Below are 19,512 nucleotides of genomic sequence, written 5' to 3' on the forward strand. Positions count from 1 at the left end.
CGCGCGGCAGGCCGACGTTGACGGAGAGCACGGTGGGCATGCCCCATCGTCGCACCCGCCCGGCCGAGTCGTCGTTACCCGGCACGAGTAACGACGACTCGGCGGGGACGGGTCAGTCCTGGACGGCCTTCGCGACGGCGATGCAGGTGGTCAGCCAGTCGTGGTCGGGGCGGCCGGGGTGGTCCTCGAGCTCCCACAGCACGTTGTGGAGCATCCGGACCACCACCCAGTCGCGGGCCCTGTCCTCGTCGAGGTCGCCGGCGTCGACCAGGGTGTGGAACCGGCGGCGGACGGCGGCCCGGACGTCGCCGGAGGCCACCACCTCGGCCCAGCGGTCCCACAGCATCGGGGCCGGCTCGTAGTGCGGGTCGCCCATGACCGGGTGGGGGTCGACGGCCAGCCACGGCTCCCGGGTGCCGGCGAGCACGTTCTCGTAGTGCAGGTCGGCGTGCACCAGCACGCCGGGCGGGTCCGCCTCGAGGTCGGCCACCAGGTCGCGGCCCAGCGAGACCGCCTGCTCGACGAGGCGGTGCGGCACCGGTGCGCCGCGCCCGAGCCTGGCCAGTCCGCCGGTCCAGCGGCCGACCAGCCCGGCCAGCGGGTGCAGCTGGGGCGGGGCCGGCACGTGCAGCCGGCCGTAGAGCCCGGCCACCACCTCGCACGCCGCCAGGGCGTCGACCGTGGTGAGGTCGCGGCTCCCCAGCCGCTCCAGCAGCATCGCGCCGCGGCGCGGGTCGGCCCGCAGCATCCGGACGGCGCCGCGGCCGCCCCAGGTCTGGAGGGCCAGCGGCTCGTGCTCGGTCTCCTCCTCGACGAAGCCGACCTTGAGCACCGCCGGGCCGGCCTCCGCACGCACCGGCAGCACCAGGGCCGTCCAGCCGTGGGTGGGCGACCCGTCGGGCTGGAGGCCCCACTCGGCGAGCAGCGCGGTGACGGTGGCGGGCAGCGCCTCGACGTACGCCGCCCAGTCGGGACCGCGGTCGGCGAAGGCCAGCACCCCCGCGGGCAGCTCCGAGCGACGCACCGGCGGATGGTCGCACACGCCGGGCTCAGCGCCGCCGGGCGCCCAGCACCTTGAGGTAGACCCGGGCCAGGGCGTTGGCCGAGGCGGCGGCGTCGTGGTGGGCCTCGACGTGCGCCCGCCCGGCCCAGCCCTCGTCCTCGACCCGCTCGGGATCGGTCAGCCGCTCGGCGACCGCATCGGCCAGGGCGGTGTGGTCGTCGACCTCCACCAGCGCCCCGGCGCCGGGCGGCACCGTGTCGAGGATGCCCGGCACCCGGGTGGCCACGACGCTGCGCGCCGACGCCATCGCCTCCAGCGGGACCAGCGACAGCTCCTCGGAGCGCGAGGGCACCACGACGACGTCGGCGGCGCCGTACCAGGTCGGCACGTCGGAGCGCCGGCCCACGACCCGCGCCCCCTCCAGCTCGGCGGCGAGCCGCTCCAGCACCGGCCGGTCGGGTCCGTCGCCGAGGAGGTGGAGCGCCGCGTCGGGCACCTGCGCGCGCACCCGCGGCCACGCCGCCAGCAGGTCGCGCTGGCCCTTGTCGACCGTCAGTCGCCCCACGCAGAGCGCGGTGGGCACGTCCGGCAGCGCCAGGGCCCGCCGACCGAGCACCCGGTCGCGCTCCTCGAGCGGCTGCAGCCGCACCAGGTCGACCCCCGGGCTGAGCACCGAGGCCGGACCGGTCATGCCCAGCGCCGCGGCCCGGCTCCGCTCCCCCTCCGTGGCGCAGACCAGCTCGGTGGTCCAGCGCGCCAGCCGACGCTCGGTGCGGGCCGCGGCCGGGTGCCCGTGCGGCTCGACGAGGGTGGGCACCCGGTTGCGGACGACCAGCCGACCCACCACGCCGGCCCGACCGGCGTGCAGGTGGACGACGTCGGGGCCGGTGGCGGCGAGCACCTCGGCGAGCAGCAGCGCGGCGCGGACGCCGCCCGCGGTCCCGGTCCCGAGGTCCCACCAGTGCACCTCCGCACCGAGCAGCCGGGCCGCGAAGCCGAGCGGGCCGGTGGACGGGCAGGCGACCGAGACCGACCAGCCGCGCTCGACCTGGTCGCGCACCTGGGCCAGCACCACCGCGGCCACCCCGCCGTCGACGGGCTCCGCGACGTGCAGCACGTGCAGGCGCCGGCTGCCCGGGTCGCCGGGCTCGCGCACGCTCGGGCGGGTCGACACGCTCACGCCGTCACGAGGGCCCGGCCGGGCGAGACCAGGACGACGCCGAGCACGCGGGCGCCCGCGGCGCGCACCCGCTCGGCCCGTGCCCTGAGGAGGGTGGGCGTGGTCGCGTCCTCGGGCACGACCAGCACCAGGGCGCCACCGGCCGCCAGCACGCAGGCGTCGTCGCTGACGTCGAGCGGGGGCGCGAGCACGACCACGACGTCGGCCAGCGCCCGGGCCCGGTCGACCACGGCCGCGAACCGGCGCCCGAGCAGGGGCCCGGCCGGCTCGCTCCCCCGGGTGCCGCTGGGCAGCACCGCCAGGTGGGGAACCGGGCCGGCGCTGACGGCGCTGGCGAGGTCGGCGGTGCCGAGCAGGACGTCGTGGAGGCCGGGCGTCTCGGGCTGGCCCGCCCCGGGCCGGCCGAACCGCTCGCCCATCCGGCCGTCGACGAGCAGCACCCGGCGTTCCTCGTCGGCCAGGGCGATCGCGGTGTTGGCGCCGAACCAGGTGTTGAGGTCGTCGTCGGCGAGCCCGGCGACGACCAGCGTCGTCACCGGCGGGCCGCCCAGCCCGGAGCCGACCGCGTCGCGCACCAGCTGGAAGACCTCGGCCGCCGCCGTGCCCGGCTCGAGGGCGGGCATCACGGTGGGGTCGTCGGGTGCCGCGACGTGCGCCAGCAGCGGGGCGCCCGCGGCCTCCTCGGCACCGGTGGCCGAGCGGACGACGTGGGTGCGCCGGTCGCGCAGCAGTGCCGCCCACGACGCGGCCAGCAGGCCGAGCGCCGCGCCGAGGGCGAGGGCGAGCAGCACGTTGGGGCTGCGGTAGCTGCGCGGCGGGAGCGCCGCGTCGCGAGGGGTGAGGGCCAGCACGCCGCCGCCCGGGTCGACGGCGGGCAGCACCTCGACCACGAGGTTGGCGACCTCGGCGGCCACCCGGGGGTCGGGGTCGCCGGCCGAGACCTCGACCACCCCGGAGCCGGCGACCCGCTCGCCGCTGGTCGCGCGGCGCAGCTCCTCCACACCGCGCTCGACCGACAGCCGGGCGCGCACCTCGACGGCCACCTGGCGCGAGCCGGCCAGCTCGGCCACCGTGCCGCGCAGCGCGTCGAGCTCCTCGGCGTCGACCTCGACCCCGGGCTGCGCCGTCACCTCGAGGGTCGCCGTCGCGACGTACGTCTTGGGGGCGAGCGCCAGGCCGGCCCACACCGCCACCGCCGTGACGGCGAGCACCAGCGCCACCAGCGGCTTCTGACGCCAGAGCGCTCCCCCCAGGTCGCGCAGTTCCATCTCTTCCCCACTGTGGTGCTGGCTGCTTCGCCCCAGTCTTGGTGGCCCCCCGGCGCACCTCGGACGCACGGTGCCGAGATACCCGATGTTGTGGATCGGACGGCGCCCGCCCGCCCATGGTGGGCCAGCCCTGACCTGCGGGTTCGCGGTTTCGGCGTCTCGGACGGATCGGTCCAGACCGGGCGCCGTGCGTCAGGTTCGGGGAGCGGCGTCGCGGGGCCCGTCGGCCAGTGCCCCGTCTGCCAGGGCCCCGCCGAGCGCGACCAGCAGCCACAGCGGCAGCACCAGGTGGAGGGTCACCAGGCCTCCCGCCACGAGCGCGGCCGCCCCGGCGGCGAGCACGGACGCGGCCAGCGGGTCGGCGTCGCGGCGCCAGCGGCGGGCGGCGCCGGCGAGCCCGGCGGCGACCAGCGCGAGCAGCGCGCCCAGCCCGAGCAGGCCGGTCTCGGCGGCCACCTGCAGGTAGGTGCTGTGGGCCTGGTCGCGGTCGTGGACGGCGTCGTCGGTGGGCCCGGCGTAGTCCTCGTGGTGCACGTCGACCGCCGCCGGGCCCAGCCCCAGCAGCGGGTGCTCCCGGACCATCTCCGCCGGCGCCCGCCACAGCTCCGCGCGGGCGTCGACGCGGTGCTCGAGCCGGCGGCCCAGGTCGCGGACCTCGGCACCGACCCGCTCGGAGTCGGTCGCCAGCGCCAGCCCGCCCAGGGTCAGCAGCACCACGACCACCCCGAGCGCGGCGCGGCGGGTGAGCAGGCCGGTGGCCACCAGCGCGCCCGCGCCGGCCAGCAGCCCGAGCAGGGCCCCGCCCGACGCCGTGCCGAGCAGGCCCAGGAGGAGGACGGCGGTGCCGGTGTCGACCCGTCGCGGCCGCGGCGCGAGCCGCCGCAGCCCGACCGACAGCACCGCTGCGACCAGCAGGTGCACGGCGAGCGACCCGGGCACCCGGGTGGCGTCGGTGAGCGGGATGGCCACCAGCCCGAGCACGGCGGCCGCGACGCACGCGGCGACGTAGGTCGAGGCGAGCCGACGCGCAGGCACCCCGTCGCGCAGGCAGTCGAGCAGCACCAGCAGCACCGCGAGCAGGCCGAGCTGGCGCAGCAGCGCCGCCAGGCCCGCGTCGCCGTTGCCGTGGACCAGCGCCGCCAGCACCACGACCGCCGCCAGTCCGGCGGTGGTCGCGGCGACCGTCCCCGGGCGGCCGGCGTGCAGGCGGCCGTGCAGCCGGCGCAGCGCCCACGAGACGACCAGGACGGCGGGCGGCACGGCCGGCAGCCAGGGGTGCACGCCGGCGAGGACGGTGCTCACCGGGGCCGCGACGACCGCCGCGGGGGCGGCCCACTCGACCCGCACCAGCATGGCGACCAGCAGCACGCCGACGACGGCCGCGAGCGCCTGGTGGGGGCGCAGGCCGACCGCGAGCCCGGCCGCGGCCGCGGCCACCACCGGCACGCCCAGCTCGGCGGCGGTCCGCACCGGCGACGGGGGCGGGGCGTCGCGGGGAGCGCGCGCGGGTGCGGGGCGCACCGACACGGACATCCCACTCACCCCCCGGTGGACAGGTCGGACCTGCCGTCCCCCCTACAGTAGGAAGGCACGAGGACATGCGGCTGAAGGGGGGAGCGCATGCCCCGAAACTCGGTACGCCGGCGGCCGCGCGCCCGGCCGGCAGTCGCCGTCGCCGCGCTGGCGGTGCTCGTCCTGCCCGTCCTGGGCGGCTGCACCACGATCTCCGACCAGCTCGCGATCACCCCGGTGAGCGACAGCGGCCCCGACCCCACCGCACCCGGTGCCCTGCCCTCGCTGACCACCACCGACTGGGGGGTGACCGGGTCGCTGGTGTCGGTGGTGGTCACCAACCACACCGACCGGGTGGTGCGCCGGGCTCGGCTCGCGGCCACCCTCCGCGACGCTGACGGCACCGTGCTCGGCACCTCGACCTCGATGCCCGACCAGTCCGGCTGCTGCACCGCCGAGGGCGTCGGGCCGGGCGAGTCCCACGGCTTCTACTTCCTCACCGACGTCCCCGTCGCCGACCCCGCGACCGCCCGGCTCGAGGTCGGCTTCCGCGAGGCGGCCTGGACCGGCCCCGCCGGCGCGCCCGAGCCGGCGGCCCGGGCCCTGCCGGTGGGCGTCGAGCCCGGAGCCGGGCTCACGGTGGCGGTCGTCGACGTGGCCACGGTCGACGCCCTGCCGGCCGCGGTGGTGCAGGCGGAGCTGCGCGACCCGGCCGGCCGGCTGGTCGCCGTCGTCTCGGCGACGTGGACCTGCCTGCCCGCCGCGACGACGACGCGCGCCCGGCTCGAGCTGTTCGAGCCGGTGCCGGACGACGTCCGGATCGGGGCGGTCTGGGCGCGGCCCGCACCCCTCGGCGGCGGCGCGGCGCCGGACTGCTGAGGACCGGGTCGAGCCCGGCTACTGCGTGGAGCGGAACAGCCAGCCGAGCGGCCGCCCGGCGTGCTCGTGCTCCTGCTTGTCCCGGTTCGCCTGCTCGGTCTGCGGCATCACCTCGAGGGTCTGCTCCTCGACCGGCTCGCCCGTCGTCTCCCCCGCTGCGGCCGGCTCGGCCGCTTCGGTCGGCTCGGTCGGCTCGGTCGCCTCTGCGGACGCCGCGACCACGGCGGCGGGCGGCTCGTCGGCCGCCTCGGTGAGCGGCTGCGGCACCGGCTGCCGGACGGGCTTCGCACCCGAGCGGCTCCGGGCGCGGCCCTTGCCCCTGGCCTGGCCCGCCCGGGGCTGCGACGCGGGCTCCGCGGCGGCCGGCTCCGCGGACTCCTCGGTCGGCTCCACGGCGGCGGTCGCCCCGCCCGGCTCGTCGGTGCTCTCGGCACCGAAGGCGGGGGCGGAGCGCGGGGCGTCGGCGCCCGGCGGGGTGCTGGTGAACAGCGGCGTGCCGGTCGCGGCCAGCGAGCCGCCTCCCGCGAGGGTCTCCTGGTCGCCAGGGGTCGGCTCCGGCAGCACGTCGACCGTGCTGGCCCGCAGCGTGCCGAGCGCGGTGAGGATGTCGCCGACGTTGGTGGCCGCCGACTCCAGCGCGACCCCGAGGATCCGCACCGACGCCTCGACGTCCCCGATGATCGAGCTGGCCTGCTGGCGGATCTCGACGAGCTCGCGGCGGCCCTGCTCGGCCACCTCGGCGCGCACCTGGGCGCGCAGCTCCTCGGACTCGCGCTCGGCGGTGGCGCGGACCTGCTCGGCGGCGGTGCGGGCGGCCTCGGTGAGCTCGGCCGCCTCGGCGCGGGCGCGGGCGAGGATCGCGTCGGCGCGCTCGCGGGCCTCGCCGGTGAGCTGGTCGGCGGACCCCTTGCTCTCGGCGAGCAGCTGGTCGGAGAGCTGCTGGGCCTCGGCCACCATGGCGTCGGCGTCGGCGAGCGCCTTGCGGCGGACCTCGCTGGCCTCCGCGAGCAGCGCCTCGGCCTCGCCGCGGGCGCCGAGGCTGGCCCGCAGCTCCTGGGCGCGCTCGCTCGCCCCGGCACCGGACGGCTGGGCGCCCTCGCTCGGATCGGTCGTGCTCATCCACTTCCCCCTTGGCTTCCCGAGACGCGTCGCGTGTGGTGCGAGTGTCCAGTGTGGCAGCCGGCCCCGGGGGCGTGGCGGGGTTTCGGCCGAACTCCCGGGACACCCGCCGCGGTCCGGCGTACGCCCACGCTGCGGCCGCTCGGGGCGGGACACCCCGCCCCTCGCGGGTCTTTACTCAGTTCTGGGGACGGCGGCCGCCCCGTTCGCGCCGAGTCGTCGTTACTCGTGCCGAGTAACGACGGCTCGGCGGCGGCGGGCTACTTCTTGCCGGTCTTCTCGGCCGGCGCGTTGGTGCTGAGGGCGGCCACGAACGCCTCCTGGGGGACCTCGACGCGGCCGACCATCTTCATCCGCTTCTTGCCCTCCTTCTGCTTCTCCAGCAGCTTGCGCTTGCGGCTGATGTCGCCGCCGTAGCACTTGGCGAGCACGTCCTTGCGGATCGCGCGGATGTTCTCGCGGGCGATCACCCGGGCCCCGATCGCGGCCTGGATCGGCACCTCGAACTGCTGGCGCGGGATCAGCTCCTTGAGCTTGCCGGCCATCATCACGCCGTAGGAGTAGGCGGCGTCCTTGTGCACGATCGCGCTGAACGCGTCGACCGGCTCGCCCTGCAGCAGGATGTCGACCTTGACCAGGTCGGCGGCCTGCTCGCCCGAGCGCTCGTAGTCCAGCGAGGCGTAGCCCTTGGTGCGCGACTTCAGCTGGTCGAAGAAGTCGAAGACGATCTCGCCCATCGGGAGCGTGTAGCGCATCTCGACCCGGTCCTCGGACAGGTAGTCCATGCCGTGCAGCGTGCCGCGCTTGGCCTGGCACAGCTCCATGATCGTGCCGATGTAGTCCGACGGGCTCAGGATCGTGGCCCGCACCACCGGCTCGCGGACCTCGGCGATCTTGCCCTCGGGGAACTCGCTGGGGTTGGTGACCTCGATCTCCGAGCCGTCCTCCATCTGCACCTCGTAGACCACGTTGGGGGCGGTCGAGATGAGGTCGAGGTTGAACTCGCGCTCCAGCCGGTCGCGGGTGATCTCCATGTGCAGCAGGCCCAGGAAGCCGCAGCGGAAGCCGAAGCCCAGCGCGCCGGAGGTCTCGGGCTCGTAGGCCAGCGCGGCGTCGTTGAGCTGGAGCTTCTCCAGCGCCTCGCGCAGGTCGCCGAACTGGTCGCCGTCGATGGGGTAGAGCCCGGCGTAGACCATCGGGTTGGGGTGCTTGTAGCCGCCCAGCGGCTCGGTGGCGCCGTTGTGGAGGGTGGTGACGGTGTCGCCGACCCGCGACTGGCGCACGTCCTTGACGCCGGTGATGAGGTAGCCCACCTCCCCCACCCCGAGCTCGCCGGCCTTGACCTGCTCGGGGCTGATCACGCCGACCTCGAGCATCTCGTGGGTGGCGTTGGTCGACATCATCTTGATCCGGTCGCGGTGGTTGAGCCGGCCGTCGACCACGCGGACGTAGGTGACGACGCCGCGGTAGGTGTCGTAGACCGAGTCGAAGATCAGGGCCCGGGCCGGGCGGTCGGCCTCCCCCACCGGGGGCGGGGTCTGCCGGACGATCTCGTTGAGCAGCGCGTCGACGCCGACCCCGGTCTTGGCGCTGACCCGCAGCACCTCGCTGGGGTCGCAGCCGACCAGGCCGGCCAGCTCGGCGGCGTACTTCTCCGGGTTGGCGCTCGGCAGGTCGATCTTGTTGAGCACCGGGATGATGTGGAGGTCGGCGCCCATCGCGAGGTAGAGGTTGGCCAGCGTCTGCGCCTCGATGCCCTGCGCGGCATCGACCAGGAGCACGGCGGCCTCGCAGGCCTCGAGCGACCGGGACACCTCGTAGGTGAAGTCGACGTGGCCCGGGGTGTCGATCATGTTGAGCACGTAGGTGCCGGGCTCGGCCCCGGCGTCGTTGTCGGCCGGGACCGTCCAGGGCATCCGCACGGCCTGGCTCTTGATGGTGATGCCGCGCTCGCGCTCGATGTCCATCCGGTCGAGGTACTGGGCGCGCGCCGCCCGCTCGTCGACCACGCCGGTGAGCTGGAGCATCCGGTCGGCCAGCGTCGACTTCCCGTGGTCGATGTGAGCGATGATGCAGAAGTTGCGGATGATCGCCGGGTCGGTGTGGCCGGGCTTCGGCGCGGGGGTCTGTGCGGGCACGGGTGCTCGTCGGGGCTCTCGGGTGGGCGGGTGGGGACCTCGTCATCCTCCCACGGCGTCGAGCGGGATGCCGATTCGCACGCGCGCCCTCCGGTCGGGCGCCGGGGCGACGGCTCAGGGCCGGAACCGGTCGGGGTCGGCGAGCCGCCAGTCGTTCTCCCACGCCGGCGGCGGGTCGCGCAGGAGCTGGCCCGGCGCGAGGTGCTCGAACAGCTCGGCGTAGCTGCGGATGGTCTGGTGGTCGATGCGCCGGCGCAGCATGTGCGGGCGCAGCTCCTCGAAGGAGCGCAGGCCCATCGAGGCGATGACCTGCACGGCCTGCGCCACGGTCTCGCGCTGGTAGCGGGTCACCCGGACCGTCTTGTCCGGCACGTGCAGGGCCCGCATCCGCTTGGGGTCCTGGGTCGCCACGCCTACCGGGCAGGTGTTGGTGTGGCAGGTCTGGGCCTGGATGCAGCCCGTCGCCATCATCATCGCCCGGCCGGCGAGGGTGAAGTCGGCCCCCTGGACCAGGCGCTTGACCACGTCGACCCCGGTGGCGACCTTGCCGGACGCGCCGATCCGCACCCGGTCGCGCAGCCCCACGCCGACCAGCGCGTCGTGCACGGTCATCAGCCCCTCGGTCAGCGGCATGCCGACGTGGTCGGCGTACTCCTGGGGCGCGGCGCCGGTGCCGCCCTCGGCGCCGTCGACGATCACGAAGTCGGGGGTGGAGTCCTCCTCGACCATCGCCTTGCAGATCGCCAGCACGTCGACGCGCGAGCCGACGCACAGCTTGAAGCCCACCGGCTTGCCGCCCGCGAGCTCGCGCAGCCGGGCCAGGAGCCGCACCAGCTCGCGCGGCGTGCCGAAGGCCCGGTGGTACGGCGGCGACACCACCGTCACCCCCACCGCGACGCCGCGGGTCTCGGCGATCTCGGGCGTCACCTTGACGCCCGGCAGCACGCCGCCGAGACCGGGCTTGGCTCCCTGGCTCAGCTTGAGGCTGACCATCTTCACCTGGGGGTCGGCCGCCTTCTCGGCGAACAGCCGCTCGTCGAGGTCGCCGTCGGGGGTGCGCGCGCCGAAGTAGCCCGAGCCCAGCTCCCAGATCAGGTCGCCGCCGTGGCGGTGGTGGCGGCTGATCGCGCCCTCGCCGGTGTCGTGGGCGAAGCCGCCGGCAGCTGCGCCGCGGTTGAGCGCCTCGATGGCGTTCGCCGAGAGGGCGCCGAAGCTCATCGCGCTCACGTTGAGCAGCGCGACGTCGTAGGGCTGGCGGCAGGCGGGTCCGCCGACCCGGACCCGTGGCGGCTCGGGCAGCGGGTCGACCGGTCGGGTGGAGTGGACGAGGTACTCGTAGCCGACGGCGTAGAGGTCGCGCTCGGTGCCGAACGGGTGCTCCTCGCGCTCGCCCTTGGCGCGGGCGTAGATCGCGGTGCGGGTGTTGCGGTCGTAGGGGCGGCCGTCGAAGTTGCGCTCGATGAAGTACTGCTGCAGCTCGGGGCGGATGTCCTCGAGCAGGAATCGCAGGTGGCCGAGCACCGGGTAGTTGCGCAGGATCGCGTGCTTGGTCTGCACCAGGTCGTGGACGGCGACGAGCAGCAGCAGCGCCAGCACCGCCACGACCAGCCACCAGCCCCAGCCGCCGATGGTCGCGGCCAGCAACGTGACCGCACCCAGGAACGCCAGGACACCCAGTACGAGGAACCGCAGCACGCCCGCATCCTCGCGGGTCTGCGCCGCCGCGGGTAGCAGGCGCGGAAGGATGGGGCGCGTGTCGTCCCCCTCCGGTCCCGCCCCGCTCCGGCCCCCGGTGGGCGCCTACCCCGTGCCCGCCGGGCGCACCGCGCGCCGGCTGGAGTGGGTGCACCTGCCGCCCCACCTGCGCTCGGTCGTCGAGGAGCGCTGCGGCTCACCGGTGGTCGCGGCGACGTCGTGCACCGGCGGCTTCACCCCCGGGTTCGCCTCGGCCCTCACCTGTGCCGACGGCTCGCGCCACTTCGTCAAGGCGGCCTCCGTGCAGGCGCAGCGGATGTTCGCCGACGCCTACCGCGAGGAGGCCCGCAAGCTCGCCGCGCTGCCGCCCGAGACCCCCGCGCCGCGGCTGCTGTGGACCCACGACGGCGACTGGGTCGCGCTCGGCACCGAGCTGGTGGAGGGGACGGCGCCGGCCCGGCCCTGGCGCGAGGACCAGCTGGCCGCCGCGCTGGACCTGCTGGCGCGCACGGCGCGCGTGCTGACCCCGGGGCCGCCGGGGCTGGCGCTGGACCCGTTCTCGACCGAGTTCGCCACGTGGCCGGACCTGTGGGAGCGGATGGACGCGCTCTACCCCTCCCCGCGCAACGCCGACGCCGCCGCGCTGGCCGCCCGGTTCGCCGAGGTGGTCGACGGCGACACCGTGGTGCACACCGACGTGCGCGACGACAACCTCGTCGTCCGCGCCGACGGCAGCATGGTGCTCTGCGACTGGAACTGGCCGGTGCGCGGCGCCGCCTGGCTCGACTCGCTGCTGCTGCTGATCGGGCCGCGCGGCGACGGCCTCGACGTCGAGCGGGTGCTGGCCGAGCACCCGACGTTCGCCTCTGTGACGGCCGAGCAGGTCGACATCGTGCTCGCCCTCGTGATCCCCTACTTCCTGACCTCCGGCGCGCAGCCGAGACCACCCACGTCGCCCTACATCCGGGCGCACCAGACCTGGCAGGGCGACGTGCTGTGGGACTGGCTCTGCGAGCGCCGCGGCTGGGAGTGAGCGGATTTGGGCGCTCCGCCGGCCCGCTGCTAGATTTATCCGTCGCGTGCCCGGCGTCCACGCCGGCCGCCCCCCAGCGATCGACCAGTCTCACCGACACCACCAACTGACGAAGGTTCACCTGTGGCCAACATCAAGTCCCAGATCAAGCGGAACAAGCAGAACGAGAAGCGTCACGAGCGCAACAAGGCCGTCAAGACCGGCCTGAAGACCGCCGTGCGCAAGTTCCGCGAGGCCGCCGAGGCCGGTGACAAGGACACCGCGGTCGCCGCCGCCCGCGACGCCGCGCGCAAGCTCGACAAGGCCGCCTCCAAGGGCGTCATCCACAAGAACCAGGCCGCGAACCGCAAGTCCGCGATCGCCAAGAAGGCCGCCACTCTCTGAGTCCGGCCGCCGTCGATCGCGGCAGCACAGACCGACCCGCCCGGGGTGTCCGGGCGGGTCGTCGTCATTTCCTCCTCCCCGGCGTACGACGATGCCGGGCATGGACCTGAGCCTCGACCTCTCCGTGCGCGGGGAGCGCTCGGTCGTGCTCTACCGGGCCCTGCTCGAGGCGATCCGCGAGGGCCGGCTGCGCAGCGGTGACCGGCTCCCCGCCTCGCGCACCCTGGCCGCGGACCTCGGCCTGGGCCGCAACACCGTGACCACGGTCTACGAGCGGCTGGTCGCCGAGGGCCACCTCGAGGCGCGCACCGGCTCGGGCACCTACGTCGCCGACGTGGTCCCGCTCCCCCGCCGCCGGCCCGCCCGCGCCGCGCTGCGCCCACGCGCCGGCTGGGCCTGGACACCGCGGCCGGTGAGCGGCGACTCCCCGCCGCCGGCCCACGACTTCCGCGCGGGCATCCCCGACGGCTCGCTGTTCCCCTACGACACCTGGCGCCGGCTGGTCTCGGCGCGCACCCGCTCGGCGACGGTGCCCGGCACCTACGCCGGCCCCACCGGGCAGCCGGCGCTCCGCGCGGCGGTGGCCCGCCACCTCGCCTACGCGCGCGGGGTGCAGGCCGAGCCCGACGACATCGTCACCACCCACGGCACCCAGCACGCCCTCGACCTGGTCGCGCGGGTGCTGCTGCGCCCGGGCGACACCGTGGCGGTCGAGGACCCCGGCTACCCCTCGGCGCGCGACCTCTTCGCGGCCCACGGCTGCCGGGTGGTGCCGGTGCGCGTCGACGAGGAGGGGCTGGTCGTCGACGAGCTGCCGGAGCGGTGCCGGCTGGTCTTCGTGACCCCGTCGCACCAGTTCCCGCTCGGCCCGCCGCTGTCGCTGGCCCGGCGGCACGCCCTCCTCGACCACGCTCGGCGCCACGACCTGGCCGTGGTCGAGGACGACTACGACAGCGAGTTCCGGTTCGTCGAGCGCCCGCTCGACCCGCTGCACCGCCTCGACCGCGACGGCCGGGTGATCTACGTCGGCACCTTCTCCAAGTCGCTGCTTCCGGCGCTGCGGCTGGGCTACCTGGTCGCCCCGCCCGGCCTCCTCGACGCACTCGCGGCGGCCCGCCAGCTCTCCGACGGGTTCGGCCGGCCGGAGGCCGAGCTCGCGCTGGCCGACTTCATCGACGACGGGCTGATGGCGCGGCACGTGCGCCGGGCCACCCGGGTCTACGCCGAGCGCCGCGACCTGGTCGCGACCGCCGCGGCTGACCTGGGCCTGCGCCTCCTGCCCTCGGCCGCGGGGCTGCACCTCACCGGCGTCTGGGACGAGGGCGTCTCCCCGGCCGACGTCGAGGCCCTGCTGCGAGCGGCCGCGGCCGAGGGCGTCGTCGCCGAGTCGCTGGCCGGCTACTGCTCCCTCGGGCGACCGGCCGGGGTGGTCCTCGGCTACGGTGCGGCCGCTACCGCGTCGATCCGGCCGGGCATGCGACGACTGGCTCGGCTGCGCGCGCGGGCCGCCGGTCGGTGACCGCGCACCAGACCAGGGCCGCCGCGCCGATCGCGAGCGAGCCGAGCACCGGCAGCCCGGTCACCGCCAGCAGACCCAGCGTCGCGGCCAGCGAGACCACGGCGCAGGCGTGCACGGCGGTGCCGCGCGGCAGCAGCCGCACCGCGGCCGCGGTGCCGACGACGTAGACCAGGGTGAACACGCCGGTGACCACGAGCAGGGTGCTGGTCAGGTCGGCACCGGTCACCGCCATCGCCAGCAGCGTGGCCGCACCGCCGGCGACCGTCACCCCCAGGGACCGGCGGGGCACCTCGCCGGCGGCCGAGCCGTGCGCCAGCCAGGCCGGGAGCGAGCCGTCGCGGGCCAGGGCCGCCCCGAGCCGCGAGCACCCGGCGAAGTAGGCGTTCATCGCGCCCACCGAGAGCAGCAGGGCGACCAGGGCCGTGACCGGCCTGGCGGCCTCGCCGAACCCGAGCACCAGCAGGTCCGACAGCGGTGCCGGGCCGGCGTCGTCGCCGAGCGCGCCCACCGTCGCGAACGCCAGGCCGAGGTAGAGCACCCCGATGCCCCCGACCGCCAGCGCGGTCGCCCGCGGGATCGCACGGCGCGGGTCGGCGAACTCGCCGGAGAGCGAGCAGACCACCTCCCACCCGGCGAACGCCCACACCAGCAGGGCGGCGGCACTGCCCACGGCGGCCCACCCGTGGGGCGCGAACGGCGTCAGGTGGCCGGCGTCGACGTGCGGCAGCGCCGCGAGCGTCGCGACCCCGAGCAGCACGACCAGGGCACCCGCGATCCCGAGCTGCACGCCCGCCGAGACCCGGATGCCGGCGGAGTTCATCCCCGCCACGACCGCCATGATCGCGGCGACCGTGCCGAGCTCGACGGCGCGGCCACCGCCCACCGCGTCGGCGACGTACGCCGCCCCGAACCCGGCCGCCGCCGGCGCACCGATCGGCACGGCGACGAAGAAGCACCACCCGACCACCGTCGCCGCCCGGGGGCCGAAGGCGTGCCGGGCGTAGGTCGAGACGCCGCCGCCGTCGGGGTAGCGGGCGCCCAGCGCACCGAAGGTCGTGGCCAGCGGCACCGACAGCGCCACGAGGAGCCCCCAGGCCAGGATCGAGGCCGGTCCGGCGACAGACGCGGCGAGGGCGGGGAGGGCGAGCACGCCGGTGCCGAGCACGGCACCCACCATCAGCGCGACGCCCTGGGGGACGGAGAGACCTCGGGTCGTGGACATGCTCCGAACCTAGGGCCGGATCGGCCCGGTCAGTGGTCCGATTGTGAGCCGATCGACAGGGCCAATTAACCCGCCCCCGAACGGTCGGCTCAGCCGCGCTCGCGAAGCCCGGCGATGGTCAGCACCAGTCGCTCCAGGGTGTAGGAGGCGTCGCTGGCCGCGCCCTTGATGTCGGCGTCGGCCTGGGCCACCGCCCGGATCGCGCGAGACAGGCCGGCCTCCGACCAGCCGCGGGCCTGGTCGCGCAGGGTGCGCAGCTTCCAGGGCGGCACCCCGACCTCGCGGGCGAGGTCGCCCTCGCTCATCCGGCCCGGGGCGGTCTTGAACCGCGCCAGGCCGCGGGCGCTGCCGGCGAACGCCGACGTGACCAGCACCGGCGGGGTTCCGCCGTCGATCGCCCAGCGGAGCTCCTCGAGGGCCGCCTGACGGCGGCCGGCGAAGGCGGCGTCGGCGACCACGAACGACTTCGCCTCGGCCCGGCCGCCGAAGTACTGCTTGACCCGCTCGACCGAGAGCGTCTCGCCCGGGAAGTCGTGGGTCAGCTGGGATGCGGCGCTGGCCAGGCCGCGCAGGTCCTGGCCGATCGCCTCCACCAGCGCGCGGGCGGCGTCGGCGTCGATCCGGGCACCGTGCCGCCGGGCCTCGGCGGTCACGAAGCCGGGCAGCTCGGAGGCCTTGAGCTCGGCGGACTTGATCTCGGTGACCGGCTTGAGCTTGCGCAGCTTGGTGAGCACCCCGCTGCCGCGGGGGCCGCCGCCGTGCACGAGCACCAGCGCGACCTCCTCGGCCGGCGCGGCGGCGTAGGCGAGCAGTCCGTCGACCGACTCCTCGGGCAGGTTCTCCAGCCCGCGGACGACGACGCAGCGGATCGAGGAGAACAGCGAGGGGGCCGCGAGCTCGCCGAAGGTGGCCAGGGTGAGGTCGCCGGCCGGCGACTCGGCCAGCTCGGCCTCGGGGTCGAAGGCGCGGACGGCGGCGCGCACCGCCGCCACCGTGCGCTCGCTGAGGTACTCCTCCTTGCCGGTGACCAGGGTGACCCGGCCGAGCACGTCGGCGGGGCCGGGGACGTCGGGAGGTGGGGAGCCGGCCATGGTGGCGCCAGCCTGCCACACCCCGCCGACAGCGGGTCGGGCCCCGCGACCGGGGCCAAGGTCGGGCCAGGGTCGGCGCAGGGTCAGCGCAGGGTCAGCGCAGCCGCCGGCGGACCGCCGCCCAGGTGCCGGGCGCGGTCAGCCCAGCCGCCCAGTACGCCGCCCCGGCGAGGCCGAGCTCGCGCGCCAGCCGGCTGCGCACGGCCACCGAGCGCGGGGAGCTCGACCAGACCCGGTGCCAGGTGCCGCGGGTGCGGTAGCGGAAGGTGAGCTCGGCCTGCCGGGCGTCCCAGCGCGGCCGCACCCCGTGCCGCCGGGCCAGCCGGAGCGCCTCGGCACCCACCAGCGAACGGCTGCCGCGCCGGGTGAAGTCGCGGCCGTAGGTCGGCACGCCGAGCTGCACCCGCTCCCCGGGCACCCGCGCGGCGGCGAACCGGGCCACCCGGCGCACCCACGGCAGCCCGGCCACCGGCCCGGCCCCCTTCCCGGCGTGCTGGTCGTAGGCCATCACCCGCAGGCGGTCGACGCTCGCCCCCAGCGCCTCGTAGTCGTAGACCCACGGCAGCAGCACCCCTCGCCAGACCACGGGCCGCTCGTGCCACCGCGGCATCACGGTGACCGAGCAGTCCCGCCCGACCGCGCGCAGCGCCGGGCACAGGTCGCTCACCAGCGCGGTGAACGCCGCCCGGACCCGGCGCCCCAGCGCACGGTCGGTCGTGAGCGCGAGCTGCTCGTAGTCGAGGTCGAGGCCGGCGTAGCCGCGCGAGGTCGCCAGCCGGACCAGCATCCGCACGTGCGCGGCGCGCCGCCCGCGGTCGCCCAGGCACCGCACCGCCGCCCGCGGCGGGAGGCCGCCGGCCCGCACGGTCACGAACGGCCGCAGGCCGGCGTCGCGGAGCCGGCGCACGGCCCCGCGGTCGCCGGCGCCCGTCGACGCGTGCAGCCGGCGGCAGTCGGCGTCGTACCAGAACAGGGAGGCCTCGGCGAACACATCGCCGTTGCGCACCACCTCCGTGACCGCGCCGGGCGTCTCCCAGTAGGGGATCCACACCGACGACCCCGGCCGCTCCGCCGCGGCCGGGCCCGGCGCAGCCACGAGCAGCGAGAGTCCCAGGAGTCCGGCGAGCAGGGTGCGCACCCGCGCAGCGTAGGCGTTCAGTCCGCGCGGGCGTCGACCGCGAGCCGCCCGTCGCGCACCACCACCGCCACGTCGCCGTCGCGGTCGGTGCGCCACACCTGTGCGCCGGCGTCCTCGAGCCCGGTCAGCAGGTCCGGCGCCGGGTGACCGTAGTCGTTGTCGGCGCCCACCGAGACCAGGGCCTGCTCGGCCCCCAGCGAGCTGAGCCAGGCCAGGTCCTGGTGGCGGCTGCCGTGGTGGGGCACCTTGAGCACGTCGACCTCGAGACCGGGCACCAGCCGGGCCAGTGCCGCCTGGCCAGGCGGCTCGAGGTCGCCGGTGAGCAGCAGCCGCACCCCGGCCACCTCCACCAGCAGCACCACGCTGGCGTCGTTGGCACTGTCGCCGTCACCGCTCCCCGCCTCGACCGCACCGGCGCGCGGCCAGAGCACCTGGACGGTCGCCGCGCCCACCTGCCGGGTGGCGCCGTAGGGCGCGACCAGCGGCTCCGGACCGTCGTCGAGCTCCTCGGTGGTCGCCCGGACCCCGGCCGGCGGGTCGAGCACCCGGGTGGTCTCGACCCGGTCGACGTGCCGGCCCGCCAGCACCCCGGCCAGCCCGTCGACGTGGTCGGCGTGGAAGTGGGTGAGCACCAGTAGCGGGACCTGCTCGACGTCGAGGTCGTCGAGGCAGCGGCGGGCCGCGGCGGGCTCGGGGCCGGCGTCGACCACCAGGGCGTGCCCCGGGCCGGTGCGCACCGCGAGCAGGTCGCCCTGCCCGACGTCGCAGGCCACGACCACCCAGCCCGCGGGCGGCCAGCCCGGGGTGGGCGGGCGCACCAGCACCACGACCACCATCACCAGGCAGCAGGCCATCCCGGTCGAGCGCCGCCGGAGCACCGCCGGCGCCAGCCACGCCAGCAGCAGCACCACGATGCTGAGCAACGACAGCGCCAACGGTCCGGAGCCCCACGAGACCGAGGCGGTGGGCAGCGCGGCGCCGTGGCCGGCCACCGCGGCGATCCAGCCCACCGACCACCCCGCCAGCGTGCCCAGCCCCCGGGCCGGCAGGTCCCAGACCAGGCCGACGACGCCCCCGCCCAGCCCCAGCACCGTCGCCGGTGCCACGGCCGGGGCGGCCAGCAGGTTGGCCACCACCGCCACCAGGCTGACCTCCCCGGACAGGCCGGCGACCAGCGGCGTGCAGGCGAGCTGGGCCGCGAGCGGCACGACCACCGCCTCGGCCGCCCACCGGGGCAGCCACCGCGCCAGCGCGTCGCGCAGCCCCGGCCCCAGCACCAGGATGCCCGCGGTCGCCAGCACCGACAGCGCGAAGCCCGGCGCGGCGGCCAGCGTCGGCTCCACCCACAGCAGCACGACCACCGCTCCCCCGAGCCCGCGCAGGGCGCGCTGGCGGCCGTGGGTGCCGAGCGCGACCAGGGCGATCGAGCCCATCACCGCCGCCCGCAGCACGCTCGGCTCGGTGCGGGCCAGCAGCACGAAGCCGAGCACCCCGACGGCACCGACCAGGGTCAGCCACCGACCGCGCACGCCCACCCACCGGGCCAGCACCAGCAGGAACCCGACCACCAGCGTGAGGTTGGTGCCCGACACCGCAAGCAGGTGGGTCAACCCGGTGGTGCGGAACTCCTCCTCGAGCCGGTCGTCGACCCGGCTGTCGTCACCGTCGACCAGGGCCGGGACCAGCGCCCGCTGATCGTCGGGGCGGTGCGCGACGGCGTCGCGGATCGAGGCGCGCAGCGCGCCGGCCGCCCGCCACCACGGGTCGGGCCCGGCCCGCACCCGGGGCGGGCCACTGGCGACCAGCAGGCCGGCGACGTCCGGGCCGTCGGCGGCCACCAGGCGACCAGTGGCATCGACAGTCGAGCCGAGCGGCGCCCGTGCCCACCGCTCGTCGCCGACGACGAGCAGTGGCACCCGCACCCGGTGGGTGCGCCCCCTCGACGTGAGCCTCTCGGCGCGCAGCCGCACCAGCCGGCGGGGCTCGCCGCCGGGGCCGGTGAGCACCCGTGGGTCGTCGACCACCCGCCCGGTCACGGTGGCCACCGCGCCCTCGGCGGCCCGTTCGGCGACCGGTCCCGACGTCACCCGGTCGTGGCGCAGGCCCCCGACCACGGCGCTGACCGCCACGACCAGCAGCAGCGCGGTCAGCAGGCGGCGGGTGCCGGGGCGGGGTGCGACCCCGTGGACCAGAAGCAGCAGGCACGCAGCCCCGACCACCGGCCACCACGGCCCCGCCCCCCGGGCCGCGAGCACCCCCGCCCACGCGGCGACACCGAGCAGCGGCAGCCGGAGGTCGGCCCCCTCCCCCCGGTCGGGCGGCCGGGGCACC

15 protein-coding genes are annotated in these 19,512 nt (G+C 76.5%); 4 read left to right on the forward strand and 11 right to left on the reverse strand.

Annotated features, from left to right (window positions below; all coding sequences use genetic code 11):
- Positions 1–112: 112 nt before the first annotated feature.
- The 4 genes from JT721_RS00345 to JT721_RS00360 all read right to left on the reverse strand — a co-directional run bounded on the left by JT721_RS00345 (position 113) and on the right by JT721_RS00360 (position 4,984).
- Positions 113–1,024, reverse strand: a complete 912-nt coding sequence (locus JT721_RS00345; protein WP_205470902.1) for an aminoglycoside phosphotransferase family protein — start codon at positions 1,022–1,024, stop codon at positions 113–115.
- 25 nt (positions 1,025–1,049) lie between these two features.
- Positions 1,050–2,183: a glycosyltransferase family 4 protein gene (locus JT721_RS21530; RefSeq protein ID WP_205470903.1), complete on the reverse strand. Its 1,134-nt coding sequence runs from the start codon at positions 2,181–2,183 to the stop codon at positions 1,050–1,052.
- Positions 2,180–3,451 carry a hypothetical protein gene (locus JT721_RS00355; protein ID WP_205470904.1) on the reverse strand — a complete coding sequence of 424 codons (1,272 nt, stop codon included), beginning with the start codon at positions 3,449–3,451 and terminating at the stop codon, positions 2,180–2,182. Before JT721_RS00355 ends, JT721_RS21530 begins: the two co-directional genes overlap by 4 nt.
- A 192-nt stretch (positions 3,452–3,643) precedes the next feature.
- Positions 3,644–4,984: an O-antigen ligase gene (locus JT721_RS00360; RefSeq protein WP_205470905.1), complete on the reverse strand. Its 1,341-nt coding sequence runs from the start codon at positions 4,982–4,984 to the stop codon at positions 3,644–3,646.
- 87 nt (positions 4,985–5,071) lie between these two features.
- Between JT721_RS00360 and JT721_RS00365 the strand changes: the two genes are divergently transcribed.
- Positions 5,072–5,842, forward strand: a complete 771-nt coding sequence (locus JT721_RS00365; RefSeq protein ID WP_205470906.1) for a hypothetical protein — start codon at positions 5,072–5,074, stop codon at positions 5,840–5,842.
- Between the two features lie 18 nt (positions 5,843–5,860).
- On the opposite strand, the gene JT721_RS00370 is transcribed toward JT721_RS00365, so the two are convergent.
- The 3 genes from JT721_RS00370 to JT721_RS00380 form a co-directional block, all read right to left on the reverse strand.
- A complete protein-coding gene (locus JT721_RS00370) occupies positions 5,861–6,961 on the reverse strand; it encodes a hypothetical protein (RefSeq protein WP_205470907.1) in 1,101 nt (366 codons plus the stop codon).
- Positions 6,962–7,221: 260 nt separating this feature from the next.
- Entirely contained in the window at positions 7,222–9,099 is a 1,878-nt protein-coding gene (lepA, locus tag JT721_RS00375) for a translation elongation factor 4 (protein ID WP_205470908.1), read from the reverse strand.
- A 114-nt stretch (positions 9,100–9,213) separates the two neighbouring features.
- Positions 9,214–10,794, reverse strand: coding sequence for an FMN-binding glutamate synthase family protein (locus JT721_RS00380; RefSeq protein WP_205470909.1), 1,581 nt, complete (start codon positions 10,792–10,794; stop codon positions 9,214–9,216).
- 58 nt (positions 10,795–10,852) lie between these two features.
- On the opposite strand from JT721_RS00380, the gene JT721_RS00385 reads away from it, so the two are divergent.
- The 3 genes from JT721_RS00385 (at position 10,853) to JT721_RS00395 (ending at position 13,730) form a co-directional block, all read left to right on the forward strand.
- Positions 10,853–11,827 carry a phosphotransferase gene (locus tag JT721_RS00385; RefSeq protein WP_307827728.1) on the forward strand — a complete coding sequence of 325 codons (975 nt, stop codon included), beginning with the start codon at positions 10,853–10,855 and terminating at the stop codon, positions 11,825–11,827.
- A 123-nt stretch (positions 11,828–11,950) separates the two neighbouring features.
- Entirely contained in the window at positions 11,951–12,211 is a 261-nt protein-coding gene (gene rpsT, locus JT721_RS00390) for a 30S ribosomal protein S20 (RefSeq protein WP_205470910.1), read from the forward strand.
- A gap of 100 nt (positions 12,212–12,311) precedes the next feature.
- On the forward strand, positions 12,312–13,730 hold the full coding sequence (locus JT721_RS00395) for a PLP-dependent aminotransferase family protein (protein WP_205470911.1): 1,419 nt from the start codon (positions 12,312–12,314) through the stop codon (positions 13,728–13,730).
- Here JT721_RS00395 and JT721_RS00400 read toward each other — a convergent pair.
- The 4 genes from JT721_RS00400 to JT721_RS00415 form a co-directional block, all read right to left on the reverse strand.
- Positions 13,663–14,952 (reverse strand): APC family permease, encoded by a 1,290-nt coding sequence (locus JT721_RS00400; RefSeq protein WP_205470912.1) that lies wholly within the window; start codon positions 14,950–14,952, stop codon positions 13,663–13,665. The two genes, JT721_RS00395 and JT721_RS00400, sit on opposite strands and share 68 nt — an antisense overlap.
- Positions 14,953–15,041: 89 nt before the next feature.
- The gene (holA, locus tag JT721_RS00405; protein ID WP_205470913.1) at positions 15,042–16,043 is read right to left on the reverse strand and encodes a DNA polymerase III subunit delta; all 1,002 of its coding nucleotides are present in this window, start codon (positions 16,041–16,043) and stop codon (positions 15,042–15,044) included.
- 94 nt (positions 16,044–16,137) lie between these two features.
- Positions 16,138–17,181, reverse strand: coding sequence for a glycosyl hydrolase family 18 protein (locus JT721_RS00410; RefSeq protein WP_205470914.1), 1,044 nt, complete (start codon positions 17,179–17,181; stop codon positions 16,138–16,140).
- 17 nt (positions 17,182–17,198) lie between these two features.
- Positions 17,199–19,511 (reverse strand): ComEC/Rec2 family competence protein, encoded by a 2,313-nt coding sequence (locus tag JT721_RS00415; RefSeq protein WP_205470915.1) that lies wholly within the window; start codon positions 19,509–19,511, stop codon positions 17,199–17,201.
- Position 19,512: the final 1 nt, after the last annotated feature.

This window comes from Nocardioides sp. SYSU D00038 (assembly GCF_016924665.1).
Lineage (GTDB): Bacteria > Actinomycetota > Actinomycetes > Propionibacteriales > Nocardioidaceae > Nocardioides.

Excerpts from the sequence above, each read along its gene's own strand:
- holA (WP_205470913.1), bottom strand. The coding sequence starts at position 16,043 with ATGGCCGGCTCCCCACCTCCCGACGTCCCCGGCCCCGCCGACGTGCTC.
- JT721_RS00395 (WP_205470911.1), top strand. The coding sequence starts at position 12,312 with ATGGACCTGAGCCTCGACCTCTCCGTGCGCGGGGAGCGCTCGGTCGTG.
- JT721_RS00355 (WP_205470904.1), bottom strand. The coding sequence starts at position 3,451 with ATGGAACTGCGCGACCTGGGGGGAGCGCTCTGGCGTCAGAAGCCGCTG.
- JT721_RS00360 (WP_205470905.1), bottom strand. The coding sequence starts at position 4,984 with ATGTCCGTGTCGGTGCGCCCCGCACCCGCGCGCGCTCCCCGCGACGCC.
- JT721_RS00370 (WP_205470907.1), bottom strand. The coding sequence starts at position 6,961 with ATGAGCACGACCGATCCGAGCGAGGGCGCCCAGCCGTCCGGTGCCGGG.
- JT721_RS00400 (WP_205470912.1), bottom strand. The coding sequence starts at position 14,952 with ATGTCCACGACCCGAGGTCTCTCCGTCCCCCAGGGCGTCGCGCTGATG.
- JT721_RS00365 (WP_205470906.1), top strand. The coding sequence starts at position 5,072 with ATGCCCCGAAACTCGGTACGCCGGCGGCCGCGCGCCCGGCCGGCAGTC.